The following is a 16,900-nucleotide window of genomic DNA, read 5'->3' on the forward strand; positions in this document are numbered from 1 at the left end:
GGCGCTCGATTATTATTGAGCGCCTATAAAGCCAAGGGTCTGTTGAACTTTGCGGATTGATATTTGTTCAAACTAGGGGCAATTTAATCGCGGCGCGAGGTTTGTAACCTAGTGGGCTAAGTAAGAACCGAGCAACAAAGAGTTAATTGCCCCTAGGCAGAACCCTTCGGGCAGCGCCTGTTTGGCATTTATTCCACGTTATCGCCTATTTATGGGGAATAACCACACTTCATAGGCTCTGCCTTGCCTAAATACCAAACAGACTGCTGCAAATTCAACCTTGAAAGGTCAACAGACCCTAGTTAATTACTTAGCTTTAAACAGTTTGTACGTACAAATTCAGACGGTAGCTCGGTAATAACCGCTGCGCGTTGTTTAGGGCAGAAAAACGCATACACTTCATTTGAAAAATCATCATTTATAGAGCGGCTAACGCGGTATAAAGCGGAGTTAAAACTGCTATCTATTCGAAAGTGATCCTTAACAACGTAATCTTTGTCTAAGTACCACATTAAAGTAATACCTTCGTTATTAGCATATTGGGTTAGTACGGTACGCAAGGTTGAGTCACGTTGGAAGCGACGCGGGCCTACTTCTCCACTCCAATTTAAAGGCATAGGCTCTACTACAAAAGAACGCTGGTTTAGCGCTCTGTCGAGGCTAAGATCGGGTTTTTCGAGTTCAATTACAAATTTGTCATTGTCTTTATTGACAGAAATTCTATCTCGGATTGATGCATAAAACCGCGATAACCCTTCAGCCGCAGCGTTAGTGGTTTGTTGATAATTAAGTGACGACGAACCATTTAGTAGAAAGTAAATGGCTGCACCAATTAACAATAAAGCTAAAAGTATATATCTAATCCAAAACCACATGGCTGTTACTCATCTTTGTTATTTTAATAACCCATCTTTAATAGAAAGAGGGGGCGTCTTTATCGGGTCGTGTTTTAAAGCGTCTATGCAACCACATATATTGTTCAGGGGCGGCATTTATTGATTGTTCCATGCGCTGATTAACACGTGTTACATCGGCTTTATCATCGCCGCTCGGGAAGTTTTCAAGCTCAGGCACGATTTCTAAGTGATACTTTCCGTTGTTATCCCTATAAGCAATTAAGCTCATTGTTTCGCAGTTTTTACTACCTGCAAACATTAGTGTACCAGTGGTTGTGGCTGTATCGGGTACTGCGTAAAAAGGCACAAACTCACAGCGGTTACGGCCATAATCCTGATCGGGTAAGTAATAGCACAGCTTTTTATTTTTTAATGATTTTAATAATCCTTTTACGTCTTTTTTTCCAACCATGTACTCGTTAGATCGAAGGCGTCCATTGGTGGTAAAGTATTCCATAAGCGGATTGTTATGCGGGCGGTAAAAGCCAATACCTTGGCACTTCAAACCCATTACACGACTTGTCATTTCAAGATGAAGTATATGTGGAACAAGTAATAAAACGCCTTTTCCTGATTGTTGTACGCGCTCAAAGTGCTCAAGCCCTTTTATTGATCCCAATACTTTTTTGACCCGCCATTGTGGCCACCACCAAGCCATACCGGTTTCAACCATGGCAATACCAGTATTTTCCATGTTCTTAAGTACCAGCTGTTGTTGCTCGGCTTCGCTCATTGCGGGGAAGCAGCGTTTAATATTAACTTCAGCAATATGCCTTCTACGCTTCATATATTTATGAACCAAGCGTCCTAGCTGCTTACCCATAGCTAATTGTAGTTTTTGCGGTAACCAAGAAATGAGATATAAAAACAAAACACCAATCCAGGTTAGCCAATAACGAGGACCTAAAAAAGAGGCTTTAAAAGGGGATGAGTTAACCACAAAAATTTCTCTAAAAATAAAAGGCTAGTTTAACGCTATGTGTTAAAAAATACAAAAAGCCAGCAAAAAGCTGGCTTTAGTGATTATTTATAATGAAGTCGTTTGCTTAGTTAACGGTATTTAAACCTTGGTTTATACCCACTAAATCTTCACGGCTCAATGTTCCTGTTGCTTGTTTTAAGCGAAGCGTTGATACAACATAACGATAACGTACATCGGCAAGGTTACGCTTTGCATTGTACAAGTTTTGCGTACTAATTAGTACATCAACGATAGTACGTGTACCTACCTCAAAACCCGCTTCAGTGGCTTTTAATGCACTTTCAGCTGAGATAACTGCTTGTTCGAGCGCTTTAAATGTTGCAATGTCAGATACCACTTGATTGTAAGAAGTAATTACAGAGCGAGTTACTGCACGATAATCGGTTTCAAAATCTTGGCTAGCAGCAACGTAAAATGCACGTGCTTGATCTGTTGCAGCAACCGTTGCGCCACCTGAGTAAAGTGGGACGCTAAAGTTTAGTCCAATAGAGGTTGAATCAGAACGAGGCTGGTCGTCAAAACTAGCGCCATTTAACTCACTATCTGTTAATGAGTCGCCGTAGCTAGCATTTAACGTTAGTTTTGGGTAATGACCTGCTTTTGCGAGTTTAATTTGTTCTTTAGCTATATCAACCGTTATTTTTGATACTTGCAGATTTAAGTTTTTGTCTTTAGCTATTTTAACTAAATCAGTTGCAGGCGTACTTGGCTTAACAGTAGAAAATGTTTCGGTGTTTAACATATCCAGCTTTGCGTGGTACTTACCAGTGATCTCACGTAGCTGCTCACGGGCTGTTTCTACCGCATTATTAGCAATGATCTCTTGCGCTACTGAATTATCAAATTGTGCTTGTGCTTCATGTACATCGGTAATAGCTGTTAAACCTACAGCGTAACGCTGTTTAGTTTGTTCAAGTTGGCGCTCAATGGCACGTTTTTCAGCTTGTACAAATTCAAGGTTATCAATAGCGCTAAGTACGTTAAAATAGCCCTCAGCAACACGCACAATTAGGTTTTGCTTGGCAAAGTCGTATTGGCCGCTTGCTTGAAGTGCTTGTTTGTCGGCTATACCTAATGAATTCCATGCGCCTAAATCAAATAACGTTTGGCTTAAGCTAATACCACGAGAAAACTCGTCGTTTTCAGCATTAATTTTATCAAGAGAAGATAAATCCTCAGATTGTCTGAAGGAAGTTGAGTCAGACTTTGTGTAACTCATAGTCAAGCCAATTTGCGGTAATAGTGCGCTCATAGCGCGATCGCTTTGGTATGATTGAGCATCAGCTTGGGCTTTTGCTTTTAAAACGGTAGGATCGTTGGCTGTTGCGATTTCAAAAACTTGAAGTAAATCTTCAGCATTGGCTACGGTTGAGCCCAATGCGCATGATAAACTAACCAGTGCTGCAAGGATGTTCTTTTTCATGTGATGTTCGGTCCTTAGACAATTTTTGTACTACAGGCATGTTAACCTGTTTTACTTAATAACTAAAAAAAAAATTAGTAAAACAACGTTCTCAAGTGTAACAGAATATATACCTAACACGCCTCATTTGCTCAATTTAGCGTTTTAATAGGGCTGGTAATCAAAGCGTTGATGTATCTGCGCTTCCAAAAAGGAAATAAAAAATATGGCGAATAAAAGTCGTACTCAATTTACCCATGATGATGTGAGATTAAAACCGGTTGAAAATTTGTATAGCGGTTTTTTTAAAATAAACCTTTATCAATTTCAGCATGCTCTGTTTGCTGGTGGAGAGTCTGAGGTTATTCGTCGAGAAATTTTAGAGCGTGGCGATGCGGTCGCGGTATTACCTTATGATCCAGTCACTGAGCAAGTATTGCTTATAGAACAAATTCGAATTGGCGCAATTAAAAGCAAACATACGCCTTGGCTGTTAGAATGTATAGCGGGTATGACCGATGGCAGTGAAGATTACGAAGCGGTTGTTAAAAAAGAAGCGCTTGAAGAAGCGGGGCTTAATTTAACAGAACTTGAGTTTATGTTGTCTTATCTTTCAAGCCCCGGCGGTACTACAGAGCGTTTGTTCTTATATTTAGCTCACGCCGATTTAAGCCAAATGAGTACTGGCATTTATGGGTTAGAAACCGAAGGTGAAGATATTAAAACCCATATTATGCACGTAGACGAAGCACTACAGCGACTTAATACTGGTGAAATAGATAATGCTGCTACCGTAATTTGCTTGCAATGGTTAGCGCTAAATCGCGATAAGATACGTAAAAAGTGGGCATAGTTTTTATTTTTTAATAGTAATGGCGGTATTTTGACAGCACTTTTAACCACTAATCGATACATTCAAAGCCTTCCAAAGTATTTAACGCTTTGTGAGCACAATTACGTACGCCTTTTAAAACTACTGCCTCATGAGCAAGTGATTGGCAATGTAAGAGAAATTAAATTAGGGCACAGTGAATTTGCAATTCACATAGATGATAGTGCTAAGTACACACTTGATGTTTCTATTAAACAGTTAAATGGCATGCTCGTTGGCATTGCACCGCTGTATTTAACGGTACGTTTGTACAATGATGCGAAGGTGGCTGAAATTGTTCATCATGACTACCACCAACGAATTAAGCCTTCTTATGGTTACCCTAACCCAAAAATGCATCAAAAAGATGAAAAATATCAGTTAAATGCTTTTTTGTATGACTGGTTGGTAGCGTGTGTTGAAAGAGGTCAATCAACACTTAATTGGGATGTAAATAATGGCTTGGTTTGATGACATCTATTATTTTGAACAAACTACGCTTCGAATTGCACACCTAACTGATTGCCACCTTTTTAGTGATAAAGATGCTGAATACTTTGGCGTTAATACCGCTGAACATTTTGTTATAGCATTGGCCGATATAGCAAAGCAGCAGCCTGATGCGTTGATATTTGGTGGTGACCTAACGCAAGATCACAGCTTTAATTCGTATTTATTATTTGCAGAACTTATTCATAATAGTGACGTTGATTGCCCCGTATTTTGGGTGCCTGGTAACCATGATGAGATTGAACAGCTTAATTTAATTAGTGGTGGGCAAATACAACACGCTAAACACATAGTGGCACAAGGGATTGAGCTGATATTAATTAATTCTAAAGGTAATACGCCTGCAGGGTGGGTCAGTGCCACGCATTTAGATGAAATTATGGCTTGCTTAGTTGATTCAAATAATCGTCACATTGCATTTTGTCATCACAACCCATTGCCAATTGATGGCTACCTAGATAAACATATGTTAGAAAATGGGCCGCAACTATTAAATTTATTAGTTAATAATGGTCGCGTTGATGCGCTGTTTCATGGGCATGTCCATAATGACTATCAACAGCAGTTTAGAGGGCTCAATGTTTACGCTACCCCAGCCAGCTGCGTGCAATTTAGTAAACACAGTGCGACTTGGCAGCAAGAAAATAAAGGGGCAGCTTATCGCATGCTGTATTTAAATGCTGAGCAACAACAGGTGCATATACACTCGGACGTGGTATGGTTAAACGAGTAATTTATATTCACGGTTTTAATAGCTCTGAAAAATCATATAAAGCTGTGCGCTTTGGTGAGCTTATGGCACACTATGATGTTGATTATTGTGTGCCGCGTTTAAATCATGAGCCTGTAGAGGCTATTATAGCGCTTGAACAACTATTAACACCGAATACCGTATTATTGGGCAGCTCGCTAGGTGGTTTTTTTGCCACGTATTTATCGCAGCGTTATCAAATTCCTGCGGTGGTAATTAATCCTGCCGTTGCCCCATATACATTATTAGAGCCTATACTTGGGCCTAATTATAATCCGTATCAAGATTATAATTACCAATTACAATCTCGTCATATAGATGCGTTAAAAGCATTAACGGTGACAGAGTTAAAACACCCTGAGCTGTTGTATTTATTACAGCAAACAGGGGATGAAGTGTTAAATTTTCAGCACGCAATAAAGTATTACTCACAATGTAAACAGTTAATTGAATTTGGCGGCGATCATAGCTTTAATGGCTTTGAGCGAGCTTTTTCAAGCATTGTCGATTTTCTTAAAATCAGATATTAGCGTATATAAAGATAAAAACTATGACTCAACAAAATTATAACGCCGAAGCCATTGAAGTACTTAATGGATTAGAGCCGGTAAAACGCCGCCCTGGCATGTATACAGATACCACAAGGCCAAATCATTTAGGCCAAGAGGTTATTGATAACAGTGTTGATGAAGCAATGGCTGGACATGCAACACGTATTGATGTCATTTTACATGAAGATAATTCGCTTGAGGTGAGTGACGATGGCCGAGGTATGCCAATTGACATTCACCCAGAAGAAGGTATTCCAGGAGTTGAGTTAATATTTACTAAGCTGCATGCCGGCGGTAAGTTTTCAAACAAAAACTATCAATTCTCTGGTGGCTTGCATGGCGTAGGTATCTCGGTTGTTAATGCGCTATCTACCCGCGTGGAAGTAACGGTTCGTCGTGATGCGCAGCAATTTAGAATGGCTTTTGAGCATGGCGATAAAGTTGAAGATTTAAATGTTATTGGCTCAGTGGGTAAACGCAACACTGGTACTACGGTACGTTTTTGGCCAGATACCAGCTATTTTGACTCTGCTAATTTTTCTTTGACTAAGCTTAATCACTTATTAAAAGCTAAAGCGGTTTTATGTCCAGGTTTGCGTATTAAGTTTGTAAATAAACAAACGAAAGAAACCCAAGAGTGGTTTTATGAAACAGGCTTAAAAGATTACTTAATTGAAGCCGTTAAAGGTTACGAAATACTACCTAAAGACCCATTTGTGGGTGAGTTTTCAAGTTCTATTGAAGGCGCTGATTGGGCCGTTGTATGGATGCCAGAAGGTGGTGAGTCGATAGCCGAAAGTTATGTAAACTTAATTCCTACCGCACAAGGGGGCACCCATGTAAATGGTCTGCGCCAAGGGCTCTTAGAGGCGATGCGTGAATTTTGTGAGTTTAGAAATTTATTACCACGTGGCGTAAAGCTTACCCCAGATGATATTTGGGAACGTTGTAGTTATGTGTTGTCGGTTAAAATGCAAGACCCACAATTTGCAGGGCAAACCAAAGAAAAACTCTCATCACGTTCATGTGCTGCGTTTGTATCGGGTGTAGTAAAAGATGCCTTTAGCTTATGGCTAAATGAGCACACTGATACCGCAGAGCTACTTTCTGAACTATGTATTTCAAATGCACAGCGTCGCTTACGTGCGGCTAAAAAAGTAGTACGTAAGCGAGTTACATCAGGCCCAGCATTACCAGGCAAACTGACCGATTGTAGTGCTGCTGATAATGACCGCACAGAATTGTTTTTGGTAGAGGGTGACTCAGCAGGGGGCTCAGCTAAACAAGCGCGAGATCGTGAATTCCAAGCAATCATGCCGTTAAGAGGTAAAATTTTAAATACTTGGGAAGTAGAATCAGGGCAAATTTTGGCCTCTCAAGAAGTGCACGATATTTCAGTTGCGCTAGGTATAGACCCAGACTCAGCCGATATGTCGGGACTACGTTATAATAAAATTTGTATATTAGCGGATGCTGACTCCGATGGACTGCATATTGCCACCTTACTGTGTGCCTTATTTGTTCGCCATTTCCCACAATTAGTTAAAACCGGCCATGTGTATGTTGCTATGCCACCGTTATTTAGAATTGATATTGGTAAAGATGTTTACTACGCGCTGGATGAAGATGAAAAAACCGGTATCTTAGCGCGCATAGAAGCAGAAAAGAAACGTGGCAAAGTAAACGTACAACGCTTTAAAGGTTTGGGCGAAATGAACCCGCTACAATTGCGTGAAACAACCATGGACCCTAATACTCGTCGTTTAGTACAGCTTACTCTTGATGAAGAGCAGCAAACAATGGAAATGATGGATATGCTACTCGCTAAAAAGCGCTCATCAGATCGCCGTCAATGGCTAGAGGATCATGGTAACAAGGCACAAGTTTAATAAGCCTTTGGGCTTTAAAACAGGAGAGGCAAATGAATAAATTATTTAGCACACTGTTGTTACTGGGCTTAATATCATCGCCAGTGATGGCGAAAAATATACTCGACAAGCTGACCGCTGCACCGGGTTTTGAAATCAGCTTATTTGCTGATGATGTTGAAAATGCACGGCAAATTGCAGTATCAAGCCGAGGTATTGTGTATGCAGGGTCGCGTAAGGCGGGTAATGTATATGCACTGATTGACCATAACAGCGATGGCGTGGCAGATAAAAAAATAGTGATTGCAGAGGGATTAAATATGCCCTCGGGTTTAGCAATTAAAGGGGGTGACTTATATGTTGGTGAAGTGCACCGTATTATCCGTTTTAAAAATATCGATAAACACCTCAAAAACCCTGAGTATGAAGTGTTTTATAGCGATTTACCGTCAGAGCGTCATCATGGTTGGAAATTTTTGCGTTTTGCACCAAACGACGAGCTGATAATTCCCGTGGGCGTACCGTGTAATATTTGTGAGGAAGATGCTCGCTTTGGCCGTATTTTTTCGTTAAATACCGATACCAAAGAAATAACGACTTTAGCCAAAGGTGTACGTAATACGGTGGGTTTTGACTTTCATCCTAGTACGCAAATGCTATGGTTTAGTGATAACGGCCGCGACATGATGGGGGATGATATTCCACCTGATGAGCTAAACCGCATTACTAAGGAAGAAGAGCACTTTGGTTTTCCATACGTGCATGGTGGCGTTATTGTTGATCCTGAGTTTGGTGAAGGCAAAAATATTGCTGATTACACTCAACCTGCATTGGCATTGGGGGCGCATGTTGCGCCATTGGGTATTCATTTTTATACCGGCAAACAGTTCCCAGATAGCTACAAACAACAGTTATTTGTTGCTGAGCATGGTTCATGGAACCGCTCTAAAAAGGTTGGTTATAAAGTGGCTGTGGCAACCATAGAAAATGCCAAAGTAACTAAATATACGCCACTGATCACCGGCTTTATGCAAGACGAAACGACATTTGGACGCCCTGTTGCATTTGCACAATTAAATGATGGCAGTCTATTGGTAAGCGATGATTACGCTAACGTAATTTACCGCGTAAGCTATAAGAAAAACTAGGTAAGCTTTAATGAGTGATACAGATACCTTGCTAATGCAAGGAATTGAACAGCAAACAATGGGGCGTTTTACCGAAGACGCCTATTTAAATTATTCAATGTACGTGATCATGGATCGTGCCTTACCGCACGTTGGTGACGGTTTAAAACCCGTTCAGCGTCGTATTATTTATGCGATGAGTGAACTGGGGTTATCGGCAAGTGCTAAATACAAAAAATCAGCCCGTACCGTGGGTGATGTATTAGGTAAATACCATCCTCACGGTGATAGTGCCTGTTATGAAGCCATGGTACTTATGGCGCAGCCGTTTTCTTATCGCTACCCGTTAGTTGATGGTCAAGGTAACTGGGGTGCTGCAGATGATCCGAAGTCGTTTGCGGCAATGCGTTATACCGAAGCGCGTTTATCTAAATTCTCTGAAGTATTACTTAAAGAGTTAGGCCAAGGGACTGTTGATTGGACGCCAAACTTCGACGGCACCATGGATGAACCATTAGTATTGCCATCGCGCTTACCGCATATATTACTTAATGGTGTCACCGGTATTGCGGTAGGTATGGCAACCGATATACCGCCGCATAATGTGCGTGAAGTAGCCAGTGCCTGTTGTTTATTACTTGATAAACCAAAAACAGAACTCGAAGAGTTATTGGATTTAGTGCATGCGCCTGATTATCCAACTGATGCTGAAATAATTACTCCAAAAGCTGATATTCACAAAATTTATAAAACCGGTCGTGGCTCAATTAAAATGCGCGCTGTGTATTGTGAAGAGCAGGGCGATATAGTTATTACTGCGTTACCGCATCAATGTTCGGGTGCAAAAGTACTTGAGCAAATTGCAGCGCAAATGAACGCTAAAAAGCTGCCGATGGTGGCCGATTTACGTGATGAATCTGATCATGAAAACCCGACCCGTATTGTGATTGTGCCGCGTTCAAACCGAATTAAAGCTGAGCCATTAATGGCACACTTATTTGCCACCACCGATCTTGAAAAAAATTACCGCGTAAATTTAAACATGCTCGGCTTAGATGGCCGTCCACAAGTTAAAGATTTACGTAGTATTTTAACAGAGTGGTTAACCTTTAGACGCGAAACGGTACGTCGTCGCTTGCAATATCGACTTGATAAAGTACTGGCTCGATTACATATTTTAGAAGGTTTACTGGCTGCCTTTTTAAATATTGATGAAGTTATAGAAATCATCCGCTCTGAAGATAAGCCTAAGCCAATATTGATGGAGCGCTTTGATTTAACCGATATTCAAGCAGAAGCCATTTTAGAATTAAAACTTCGCCATTTGGCAAAACTTGAAGAGTTTAAAATTCGTGGTGAGCAAGACGAATTGGCAAAAGAGCGTGACAAATTAGAGCAAACATTGGGCTCAGACCGTCGCATGTCGACCTTATTGAAAAAAGAAATTCAAGAAGCTGCAGAAATGTATGGTGATGATCGCCGCTCGCCTGTGATTGAGCGTGTAGAAGCCAAAGCACTGAGCGAAAAAGATTTAATTCCATCAGAGTCAGTCACCGTGGTGCTATCAGATAAAGGCTGGGCACGGGTTGGTAAGGGTCATGACTTAGATGTGGAAGGATTAAATTACAGAGCTGGTGATGGTTATAGAGCATCAGCGAGAGGTAAAAGTAATCAGCCTGCGGTATTTTTAGATTCAGCTGGACGTGCATTTGCCACTGATGCTCATAGTCTTCCTTCAGCGCGAAGCCAAGGCGAGCCAATGACAGGGCGCTTTAACCTAACCTCAGGCGCCAGCTTTGAGCACGTAGTAATGGGTGAGGACGCTCAAGTGTTGTTAATGGCCTCCGACGCTGGTTATGGTTTTATTACTGACTTTAAAGATTTAGTGAGCAAAAACAAAAACGGTAAAGCGTTAGTGAGTGTGCCAAAAGGTGGTGTGTTACTTTCGCCAATTCGCGTTAACGACGTGGCTACTGACTACTGTATGGCGATTTCTAACGAAGGGCGGATGTTGTTATTCCCACTGCGTGACCTACCTAAGCTAGGTAAAGGTAAGGGTAATAAAATTATTTCTATTCCGGGTGCGAAAGTACAAGCCCGCGAAGAGTTTGTAAAAGTATTAGCTGTTGTGCCGCAAGGCAGCAGTGTAACGCTGCATGCAGGTAAGCGTAAGCTGACCCTTAAACCAAGCGACCTTGAGCATTACCATGGCGAGCGAGGCCGCAGAGGGAATAAGTTACCTCGAGGTTTACAGCGCGTAGATGAAGCTGTGGTAGAGTTAACACCGCAACAAGTTGATGAGCCAAGCTCAGACGCAGAGCCAAGTTAATCTTGAGATCAAATTAGATAAAATTAGAAAACGGCTTACTCAGGTAAGCCGTTTTTTTATGACTGTTTTATTTCAGCGCACGCTTGTGCGCTATTTTCTCGTCTGCGCAACAAAATAACGTTATAATAAAACAATACATGATTGTGGTTATATTGGAGAGGCGCACTTGCTAGCTGTTATACGTATTTTAATAATGCTGTTGTTTATATTATTAAGTTGTTTTTTTGGTTTGTTGTTATCAATATTTAGACCATTTCATCCTAATAATGTGCATGTTATTGCAAGTTGGTTTGGCTCAATGGCTAAAATGCTTGGGGTTAAATTAGAACTAAAATATCATCCCGATGCGCTTAAGGTGGGGCCCGCTGTGTATGTAGCGAATCATCAAAATAGCTATGATTTATTTACTATTCCAGCTATGGTGCCAAAAAATTGTGTGAGTGTTGGCAAAAAAAGCCTGAAGTGGATCCCGTTTTTTGGTCAGCTTTATTGGTTATCGGGTAATATTTTAATCGACAGAGCAAATCGCTCTAAAGCGGCAGGCACTATTTCTAAGGCAGCGGCTAAAATAAAACAAAAAGGCTTGTCGGTGTGGATGTTCCCTGAGGGGACGCGTAGTTATGGTCGTGGTTTACTCCCTTTTAAAACCGGTGCTTTTCATACAGCAATGAGTGCAGAGGTACCTGTTGTGCCAGTATGTATGAACACAACCGATAAAACCATTAAACTAAATCGCTGGGATAATGGTACAATTTACATTGAAATGTTAGCCCCCATAGCACTTGATAACAGTATCAGTGCACGTGAACATGCTAAAAGTGTGCACAGCATTATGGCTGCTAAAATAACAGAATTAGATGCTCAAGTGAGAGAGAAATAATGGAAAACTGGCGTGAAATAAGTGAAGACATCGTAACTTCATTACTTGAAGATGGTTCCGATCCGGAAATCCTTTATGAAGTAGAGCACCACTTTGTATGTGAAGATTTTACTAAGTTAGAACAAGCTGCACTTGCTGCGTTTAAACTAGGTTACGATGTAGAAGAGCCAGCAGAACTTGAGCTTGAAGACGGCGAAAAGATTTGGAGTTTTGACATTGTTGTTGAAGCCGAATTAGATGTTGACGTTATAATGGAAGACGTTGATAAGCTTGCACAGCTTGCGGTTGAATGCGACGTAGAATACGACGGTTGGGGCACTTACTTTCAAGAGTAAGGGTTACCAATGCAAAAGGCGAACAATTATGTTCGCCTTTTTTGTGTCTTATTGGATCTGTATTGTAATTACAGCCACTTTTTATTTTTAAAGTAAATACCAATCCCACCAGTCAAAACAACCAAAAACACCACAAATGCAGTAAATGCATAGGGACTATCTGTGCCAGGTATACCGCCAACATTGACCCCCAATAACCCAGTTAAAAATCCCAGTGGTAAAAATAAAGCAGCCACCACCGACATCACATACATACGCTGATTTAATTGCTCAGACACTTGGTTAGTAATGGTTTGCTGAATAACGAGTGCACGCTCTATTGAACTATCGAGCTCTTCTAAATAGCGAATAAGTAAATTGGTGGTTTCATTTAGCTTGGCTTTATCATCGTCAAACAGCCATGGGTAATGATTATTAACCATGTTGCTGAGCGCTTCTTTTTGCGGTTTTAAGTAACGTTTTAGCGCGATTGTTTGGCGGCGAAGTTGCGACAAGCCTTGGTTATCAAACTTTTTACTAGGCTCATCAATTTCTTCTTCAAAATCATCTAAGCTTTCATCTAGTTCATCTATTACCGTTTGCATACGTGAAGTGAGCTTTTGCGCTAAGCTACACACTAGTTCAGAAATACTGCTTGGTCCCTCATTATTATTTAACGAGGTTAGAATATCTTGCACTGATAATAATCGGCGCTTACGGGTAGTGATCACCACGTCTTTATTAATAAATAGGCGAATAGACACCATGTCTTCAGGGCTTTGCGCTGGATTTAAATTGATTCCACGTAAAAACAGCATATGGCCATTCATTGTAGGAGTAATACGAGGGCGTGTTTCATCTGCGGTGAGTGATTCCAGTTCGTAGTCGTTTAATTGGCCGCAGTTTTTTAACCAATCTACGGCTTCTTTTTGACTGTAATCCATATGCACCCACAGCTTTCCATCAGTAGGTTGCCATTGATGTAACTGTTTACTGTTTTCTATTGGGCGAGCCCCGCCTTGTTCATCAAGAATAAGCGCATGAAGTAAGCCATTGATCATAATAATTTCTCATAGATAGTATATTTTTAATACAGTTGACTGTAGTGTATTTAACTTAGCTTTACTTTGTAGAGTTAATCAACAAAAAATTGTTTTTTAGCCTATGGTTAAGTGCATACGTTAAGGGTGCATTGTTAAACGAGTTAACTTAAAAGGTCAATCAAATCGGCTTATCGAGTAGATGAATTTATTTTGTTGGTGTTTTGTTGGCTGTAGCGTATAAAACACTTTTTTTACTAAGGGCACATTTATGACGACAAAAATAACAGTTGGTTGGCGTGAGTGGTTAAGTTTACCCGAGCTAGGCATCGAGCAAATTAAAGCAAAAATAGACACTGGTGCGCGTACTTCCTGTATTCATGCAATTAATATTGAAGAATACGAAGTCGATGGCGAAAAATGGGTTAAATTTACAGCCCAACCATTGCAAGAAGACGAGCAAACGCAAATTACCTGCAATGCCAAAGTTAAAAAGATGAAGTACGTTACCAGCTCTAGTGGCCAAAAAGAATTGCGTTACTTTATTGAAACTACATTACATGCCGGCGAATTTAGTTGGCCAATAGAAATTACATTAACAAGTCGTGCGTCTATGAAGTTTAGAATGTTGTTAGGGCGCACAGCAATGGAAAATCGCATAGTCGTTGATCCGGCTTTATCACATTTATTATAAGAATTCGTTGAGTAGCAAACATAATTATATCTGCTTGCTCAACATCATTTAGTTAAGGCTTTAATGATGAAAATTGGTATTTTATCTCGTAACAAAAAATTATATTCAACGCGTCGCCTAATCGAAGCTGCTGAGGCGCGCGGACATGAAGTGAAAGTAATTGATGCGTTACGCTCTTACATGAACATAAACTCAGAGCAACCTGAAATTCATTATCGTGGTGAAAACCTAAAAGATTTCGACGCTATCGTGCCACGTATTGGTGCATCGGTTACATTTTATGGTTGTGCTGTATTACGCCAATTTGAAATGATGGGGGTGTTCCCTGTTAATGAATCTGTGGCTATTTCTCGCTCTCGCGATAAATTACGTTCTTTGCAGTTACTATCGCGTAAAGGTGTGGGTATGCCGGTTACAGGCTTTGCCAGCAAGCCCGATGACGTAAAAGATTTATTAGAAATGGTAGGCGGCGCACCGGTCGTTATTAAGTTACTTGAGGGTACTCAAGGTATTGGTGTGGTATTGGCTGAAACACGTAAAGCAGCTGAAAGTGTTATTGAAGCATTCATGGGTTTAAAAGCCAATATCATGGTGCAAGAGTACATTAAAGAAGCCGGTGGTGCAGACATTCGTTGCTTTGTATTGGGCGATAAAGTGATTGCTGCGATGAAACGCCAAGCACAAGAGGGCGAGTTCCGCTCTAATCTTCATCGTGGTGGTAGCGCTACACTGGTACGTATTACCCCAGAAGAACGTAAAACAGCGGTTGCTGCAGCAAAAGCAATGGGTTTAAACGTTGCTGGCGTTGATTTACTCCGTTCATCTCGCGGCCCTTTGGTTATGGAAGTAAATTCATCGCCAGGCCTAGAAGGGATTGAAGTGGCAACTGGTAAAGATATTGCGGGTATGGTGATTGACTTTATTGAAAAAACGGCCTCAGTGAAAGGAACAGCAACTCGTGGCAAAGGTTAAAATTAACCGACCTTTCACCCTATTAGGTGAAAGCATTGGTGTAGGTGAACGTAAAACACTCGCACTAGAAGCTGCAAAGCTTTATACCCATTCACCGCTTAATATTCCTATTGAAGTGGTTAACGGTGTAATGGAAGGCCCTGTATTGATGGTCTGTGCGGCAATACATGGCGATGAGCTTAATGGGGTTGAGGTTGTGCGCCAGTTACTGGCTAAGATCGATCCTAACCAGTTGCGTGGCACATTAATAGCGGTGCCGATTGTGAATGTATTTGGTTTTATTCATAAGTCGCGTTACTTGCCCGATCGCCGTGATATGAATCGAAGTTTTCCTGGCTCTGAACGTGGTTCGTTAGCAGGTCGTATGGCGTATATGTTTTTTAACCAAGTCGCTGTGCATTGTACGCATATTATAGATTTGCATACGGGGGCGATTCATCGTACTAACTTACCGCAAATACGCGCTAATTTAGCCGATGAAGCTACAGCGCAAATGGCTAAGGCTTTTGGCACACCTGCGGTTATTGATGCGTCGTTACGCAATGGCTCATTGCGCAGTGAAGCGGCTAATTTGGGTATACCCGTTATTACCTACGAAGCAGGTGAAGCGTTGCGCTTTGACCCGATTGCGATTGCAGCGGGTGTACAAGGGGTTGATTATGTTATGCGTCATTTAAAAATGATGCGTGGTAAGCGCCCTAAAAAACTACCTGAGCCGGTTATTGCAGGTTCAACAAGTTGGGTACGAGCTGAGGTTGATGGCATAGTAAGAGCGCAAGTATCGTTAGGTGAACGTGTCACTAAAGGGCAAATACTGGCATACATAAGTAGTCCGCTTGGCGATTCTGAGCTTGAATTGCTTGCTCCACGTAGTGGCATTATTATTGGTCAGCAAACCATGCCTTTAGTAAATGAAGGCGATGCTGTGTTTCATATTGCTTACTTTGCTCACTCAAATAGTTTGGTAGAGCAACAGCTTGAAAGCTTTATTGGTGAAATAAGTGATTTAGATGATGAACTGAAAACGGCTGAGCTGAATAATTAACTTCACCCGTAAGAATTAAAAAAGCCGCTTAAGTTTATTAGCTGAAGCGGCTTTTTAGTAATTGTTATTTAATTACGTGGCTTTGGGCCAATAATTCGTTTAATTTTAGGCGCTTTTGTTGGTTTTGGCTCTGTATTGAGTACTAACACGGGACGGGTAACAAATAGATTATTAGGGTAAATCACCCTATGTCCATCAACGTGTTCGAGTAATACATTCATCAGCCCCATTTCAATAATGCGCCCTTCAATGGCATTGGCCCCATCCACGATTCTAACCCAATAGCCTACACGGCAGTCATTTTGTATAAACATGAGTAAAAAAGCAGTTAAGTTGCTCAATAATGACCAAGCCGCAAACAGCGCAACGCCTAACATGGCAAATAAGGAAGAGCCTAATACCAGTAAACCACGCAGCTCTATTCCCCAAAAAACTAAAACTAAACACAACATAACAAAGGCGAGTATTATTTTTAATAGTAACTCTGCTCGGTATTTTCTGTGTAAATCGATTTTACCTCTAATGGCTTTTTCGAGTAATTTTTTAGTGAGCTTTAACAATAACGGAAAGCTCAACAGTGCAATCACGGTTACGATTAGCTTATATTGTGTGCTCACAAGCTCTAAAAGAGAGATTAATTCCAAAACGTATTCTCACAATAATGATAG

The 16,900-nt window shown here is 40.9% G+C and carries 17 protein-coding genes; 12 read left to right on the plus strand and 5 right to left on the minus strand.

Annotated features, from left to right (window positions below):
* Nucleotides 1-302: 302 nt before the first annotated feature.
* The 3 genes from MTF66_RS23460 to tolC form a co-directional block, all read right to left on the minus strand.
* A complete protein-coding gene (locus tag MTF66_RS23460; protein WP_010391576.1) occupies nucleotides 303-875 on the minus strand; it encodes a toxin co-regulated pilus biosynthesis Q family protein in 573 nt (190 codons plus the stop codon).
* A 37-nt stretch (nucleotides 876-912) separates the two neighbouring features.
* Nucleotides 913-1,836, minus strand: a complete 924-nt coding sequence (gene lpxL / locus MTF66_RS23465; protein WP_138623683.1) for an LpxL/LpxP family Kdo(2)-lipid IV(A) lauroyl/palmitoleoyl acyltransferase — start codon at nucleotides 1,834-1,836, stop codon at nucleotides 913-915.
* Between the two features lie 106 nt (nucleotides 1,837-1,942).
* The gene (gene tolC / locus MTF66_RS23470) at nucleotides 1,943-3,301 is read right to left on the minus strand and encodes an outer membrane channel protein TolC (RefSeq protein WP_138623685.1); all 1,359 of its coding nucleotides are present in this window, start codon (nucleotides 3,299-3,301) and stop codon (nucleotides 1,943-1,945) included.
* Between the two features lie 205 nt (nucleotides 3,302-3,506).
* On the opposite strand from tolC, the gene MTF66_RS23475 reads away from it, so the two are divergent.
* The 9 genes from MTF66_RS23475 (at nucleotide 3,507) to rraB (ending at nucleotide 12,502) form a co-directional block, all read left to right on the plus strand.
* The gene (locus MTF66_RS23475) at nucleotides 3,507-4,133 is read left to right on the plus strand and encodes an NUDIX domain-containing protein (protein ID WP_138623687.1); all 627 of its coding nucleotides are present in this window, start codon (nucleotides 3,507-3,509) and stop codon (nucleotides 4,131-4,133) included.
* A 30-nt stretch (nucleotides 4,134-4,163) separates the two neighbouring features.
* Nucleotides 4,164-4,622, plus strand: a complete 459-nt coding sequence (locus tag MTF66_RS23480) for a DUF1249 domain-containing protein (protein ID WP_055012529.1) — start codon at nucleotides 4,164-4,166, stop codon at nucleotides 4,620-4,622.
* Nucleotides 4,609-5,394, plus strand: coding sequence for a metallophosphoesterase (locus MTF66_RS23485; protein WP_138623689.1), 786 nt, complete (start codon nucleotides 4,609-4,611; stop codon nucleotides 5,392-5,394). The genes MTF66_RS23480 and MTF66_RS23485 overlap by 14 nt, the downstream gene beginning before the upstream one ends.
* Complete coding sequence (locus tag MTF66_RS23490; protein WP_010391565.1) at nucleotides 5,379-5,942, plus strand: YqiA/YcfP family alpha/beta fold hydrolase; 564 nt, start codon at nucleotides 5,379-5,381, stop codon at nucleotides 5,940-5,942. Before MTF66_RS23485 ends, MTF66_RS23490 begins: the two co-directional genes overlap by 16 nt.
* 20 nt (nucleotides 5,943-5,962) lie before the next feature.
* Nucleotides 5,963-7,852, plus strand: coding sequence for a DNA topoisomerase IV subunit B (gene parE, locus MTF66_RS23495; protein ID WP_010391564.1), 1,890 nt, complete (start codon nucleotides 5,963-5,965; stop codon nucleotides 7,850-7,852).
* A gap of 32 nt (nucleotides 7,853-7,884) precedes the next feature.
* Nucleotides 7,885-8,979 carry a sorbosone dehydrogenase family protein gene (locus MTF66_RS23500; protein ID WP_010391562.1) on the plus strand — a complete coding sequence of 365 codons (1,095 nt, stop codon included), beginning with the start codon at nucleotides 7,885-7,887 and terminating at the stop codon, nucleotides 8,977-8,979.
* A 10-nt stretch (nucleotides 8,980-8,989) separates the two neighbouring features.
* Nucleotides 8,990-11,287, plus strand: a complete 2,298-nt coding sequence (parC, locus tag MTF66_RS23505) for a DNA topoisomerase IV subunit A (protein WP_010391560.1) — start codon at nucleotides 8,990-8,992, stop codon at nucleotides 11,285-11,287.
* Between the two features lie 166 nt (nucleotides 11,288-11,453).
* On the plus strand, nucleotides 11,454-12,167 hold the full coding sequence (locus MTF66_RS23510; protein WP_010391558.1) for a 1-acylglycerol-3-phosphate O-acyltransferase: 714 nt from the start codon (nucleotides 11,454-11,456) through the stop codon (nucleotides 12,165-12,167).
* Complete coding sequence (gene rraB / locus MTF66_RS23515) at nucleotides 12,167-12,502, plus strand: ribonuclease E inhibitor RraB (protein ID WP_008110603.1); 336 nt, start codon at nucleotides 12,167-12,169, stop codon at nucleotides 12,500-12,502. Before MTF66_RS23510 ends, rraB begins: the two co-directional genes overlap by 1 nt.
* A gap of 68 nt (nucleotides 12,503-12,570) precedes the next feature.
* On the opposite strand, the gene MTF66_RS23520 is transcribed toward rraB, so the two are convergent.
* Nucleotides 12,571-13,542, minus strand: coding sequence for a zinc transporter ZntB (locus tag MTF66_RS23520; RefSeq protein WP_010391556.1), 972 nt, complete (start codon nucleotides 13,540-13,542; stop codon nucleotides 12,571-12,573).
* 250 nt (nucleotides 13,543-13,792) lie between these two features.
* Between MTF66_RS23520 and MTF66_RS23525 the strand changes: the two genes are divergently transcribed.
* The 3 genes from MTF66_RS23525 to MTF66_RS23535 all read left to right on the plus strand — a co-directional run bounded on the left by MTF66_RS23525 (nucleotide 13,793) and on the right by MTF66_RS23535 (nucleotide 16,232).
* A complete protein-coding gene (locus tag MTF66_RS23525; RefSeq protein WP_010391555.1) occupies nucleotides 13,793-14,215 on the plus strand; it encodes an ATP-dependent zinc protease in 423 nt (140 codons plus the stop codon).
* A 66-nt stretch (nucleotides 14,216-14,281) separates the two neighbouring features.
* Nucleotides 14,282-15,187, plus strand: coding sequence for a 30S ribosomal protein S6--L-glutamate ligase (gene rimK / locus MTF66_RS23530; RefSeq protein ID WP_008467750.1), 906 nt, complete (start codon nucleotides 14,282-14,284; stop codon nucleotides 15,185-15,187).
* On the plus strand, nucleotides 15,174-16,232 hold the full coding sequence (locus tag MTF66_RS23535) for a succinylglutamate desuccinylase/aspartoacylase family protein (RefSeq protein WP_055012533.1): 1,059 nt from the start codon (nucleotides 15,174-15,176) through the stop codon (nucleotides 16,230-16,232). Before rimK ends, MTF66_RS23535 begins: the two co-directional genes overlap by 14 nt.
* Nucleotides 16,233-16,300: 68 nt before the next feature.
* On the opposite strand, the gene MTF66_RS23540 is transcribed toward MTF66_RS23535, so the two are convergent.
* A complete protein-coding gene (locus tag MTF66_RS23540) occupies nucleotides 16,301-16,876 on the minus strand; it encodes a mechanosensitive ion channel domain-containing protein (protein ID WP_010391553.1) in 576 nt (191 codons plus the stop codon).
* Between the last annotated feature and the right edge of the window lie 24 nt (nucleotides 16,877-16,900).

The organism is Pseudoalteromonas sp. 2CM39R (assembly GCF_023161845.1).

Excerpts from the sequence above, each read along its gene's own strand:
- MTF66_RS23460 (WP_010391576.1), bottom strand. The coding sequence starts at position 875 with ATGTGGTTTTGGATTAGATATATACTTTTAGCTTTATTGTTAATTGGT.
- tolC (WP_138623685.1), bottom strand. The coding sequence starts at position 3,301 with ATGAAAAAGAACATCCTTGCAGCACTGGTTAGTTTATCATGCGCATTG.
- MTF66_RS23475 (WP_138623687.1), top strand. The coding sequence starts at position 3,507 with ATGGCGAATAAAAGTCGTACTCAATTTACCCATGATGATGTGAGATTA.
- MTF66_RS23485 (WP_138623689.1), top strand. The coding sequence starts at position 4,609 with ATGGCTTGGTTTGATGACATCTATTATTTTGAACAAACTACGCTTCGA.
- MTF66_RS23490 (WP_010391565.1), top strand. The coding sequence starts at position 5,379 with ATGGTTAAACGAGTAATTTATATTCACGGTTTTAATAGCTCTGAAAAA.
- parE (WP_010391564.1), top strand. The coding sequence starts at position 5,963 with ATGACTCAACAAAATTATAACGCCGAAGCCATTGAAGTACTTAATGGA.
- MTF66_RS23500 (WP_010391562.1), top strand. The coding sequence starts at position 7,885 with ATGAATAAATTATTTAGCACACTGTTGTTACTGGGCTTAATATCATCG.
- parC (WP_010391560.1), top strand. The coding sequence starts at position 8,990 with ATGAGTGATACAGATACCTTGCTAATGCAAGGAATTGAACAGCAAACA.
- rraB (WP_008110603.1), top strand. The coding sequence starts at position 12,167 with ATGGAAAACTGGCGTGAAATAAGTGAAGACATCGTAACTTCATTACTT.
- MTF66_RS23520 (WP_010391556.1), bottom strand. The coding sequence starts at position 13,542 with ATGATCAATGGCTTACTTCATGCGCTTATTCTTGATGAACAAGGCGGG.
- MTF66_RS23525 (WP_010391555.1), top strand. The coding sequence starts at position 13,793 with ATGACGACAAAAATAACAGTTGGTTGGCGTGAGTGGTTAAGTTTACCC.
- rimK (WP_008467750.1), top strand. The coding sequence starts at position 14,282 with ATGAAAATTGGTATTTTATCTCGTAACAAAAAATTATATTCAACGCGT.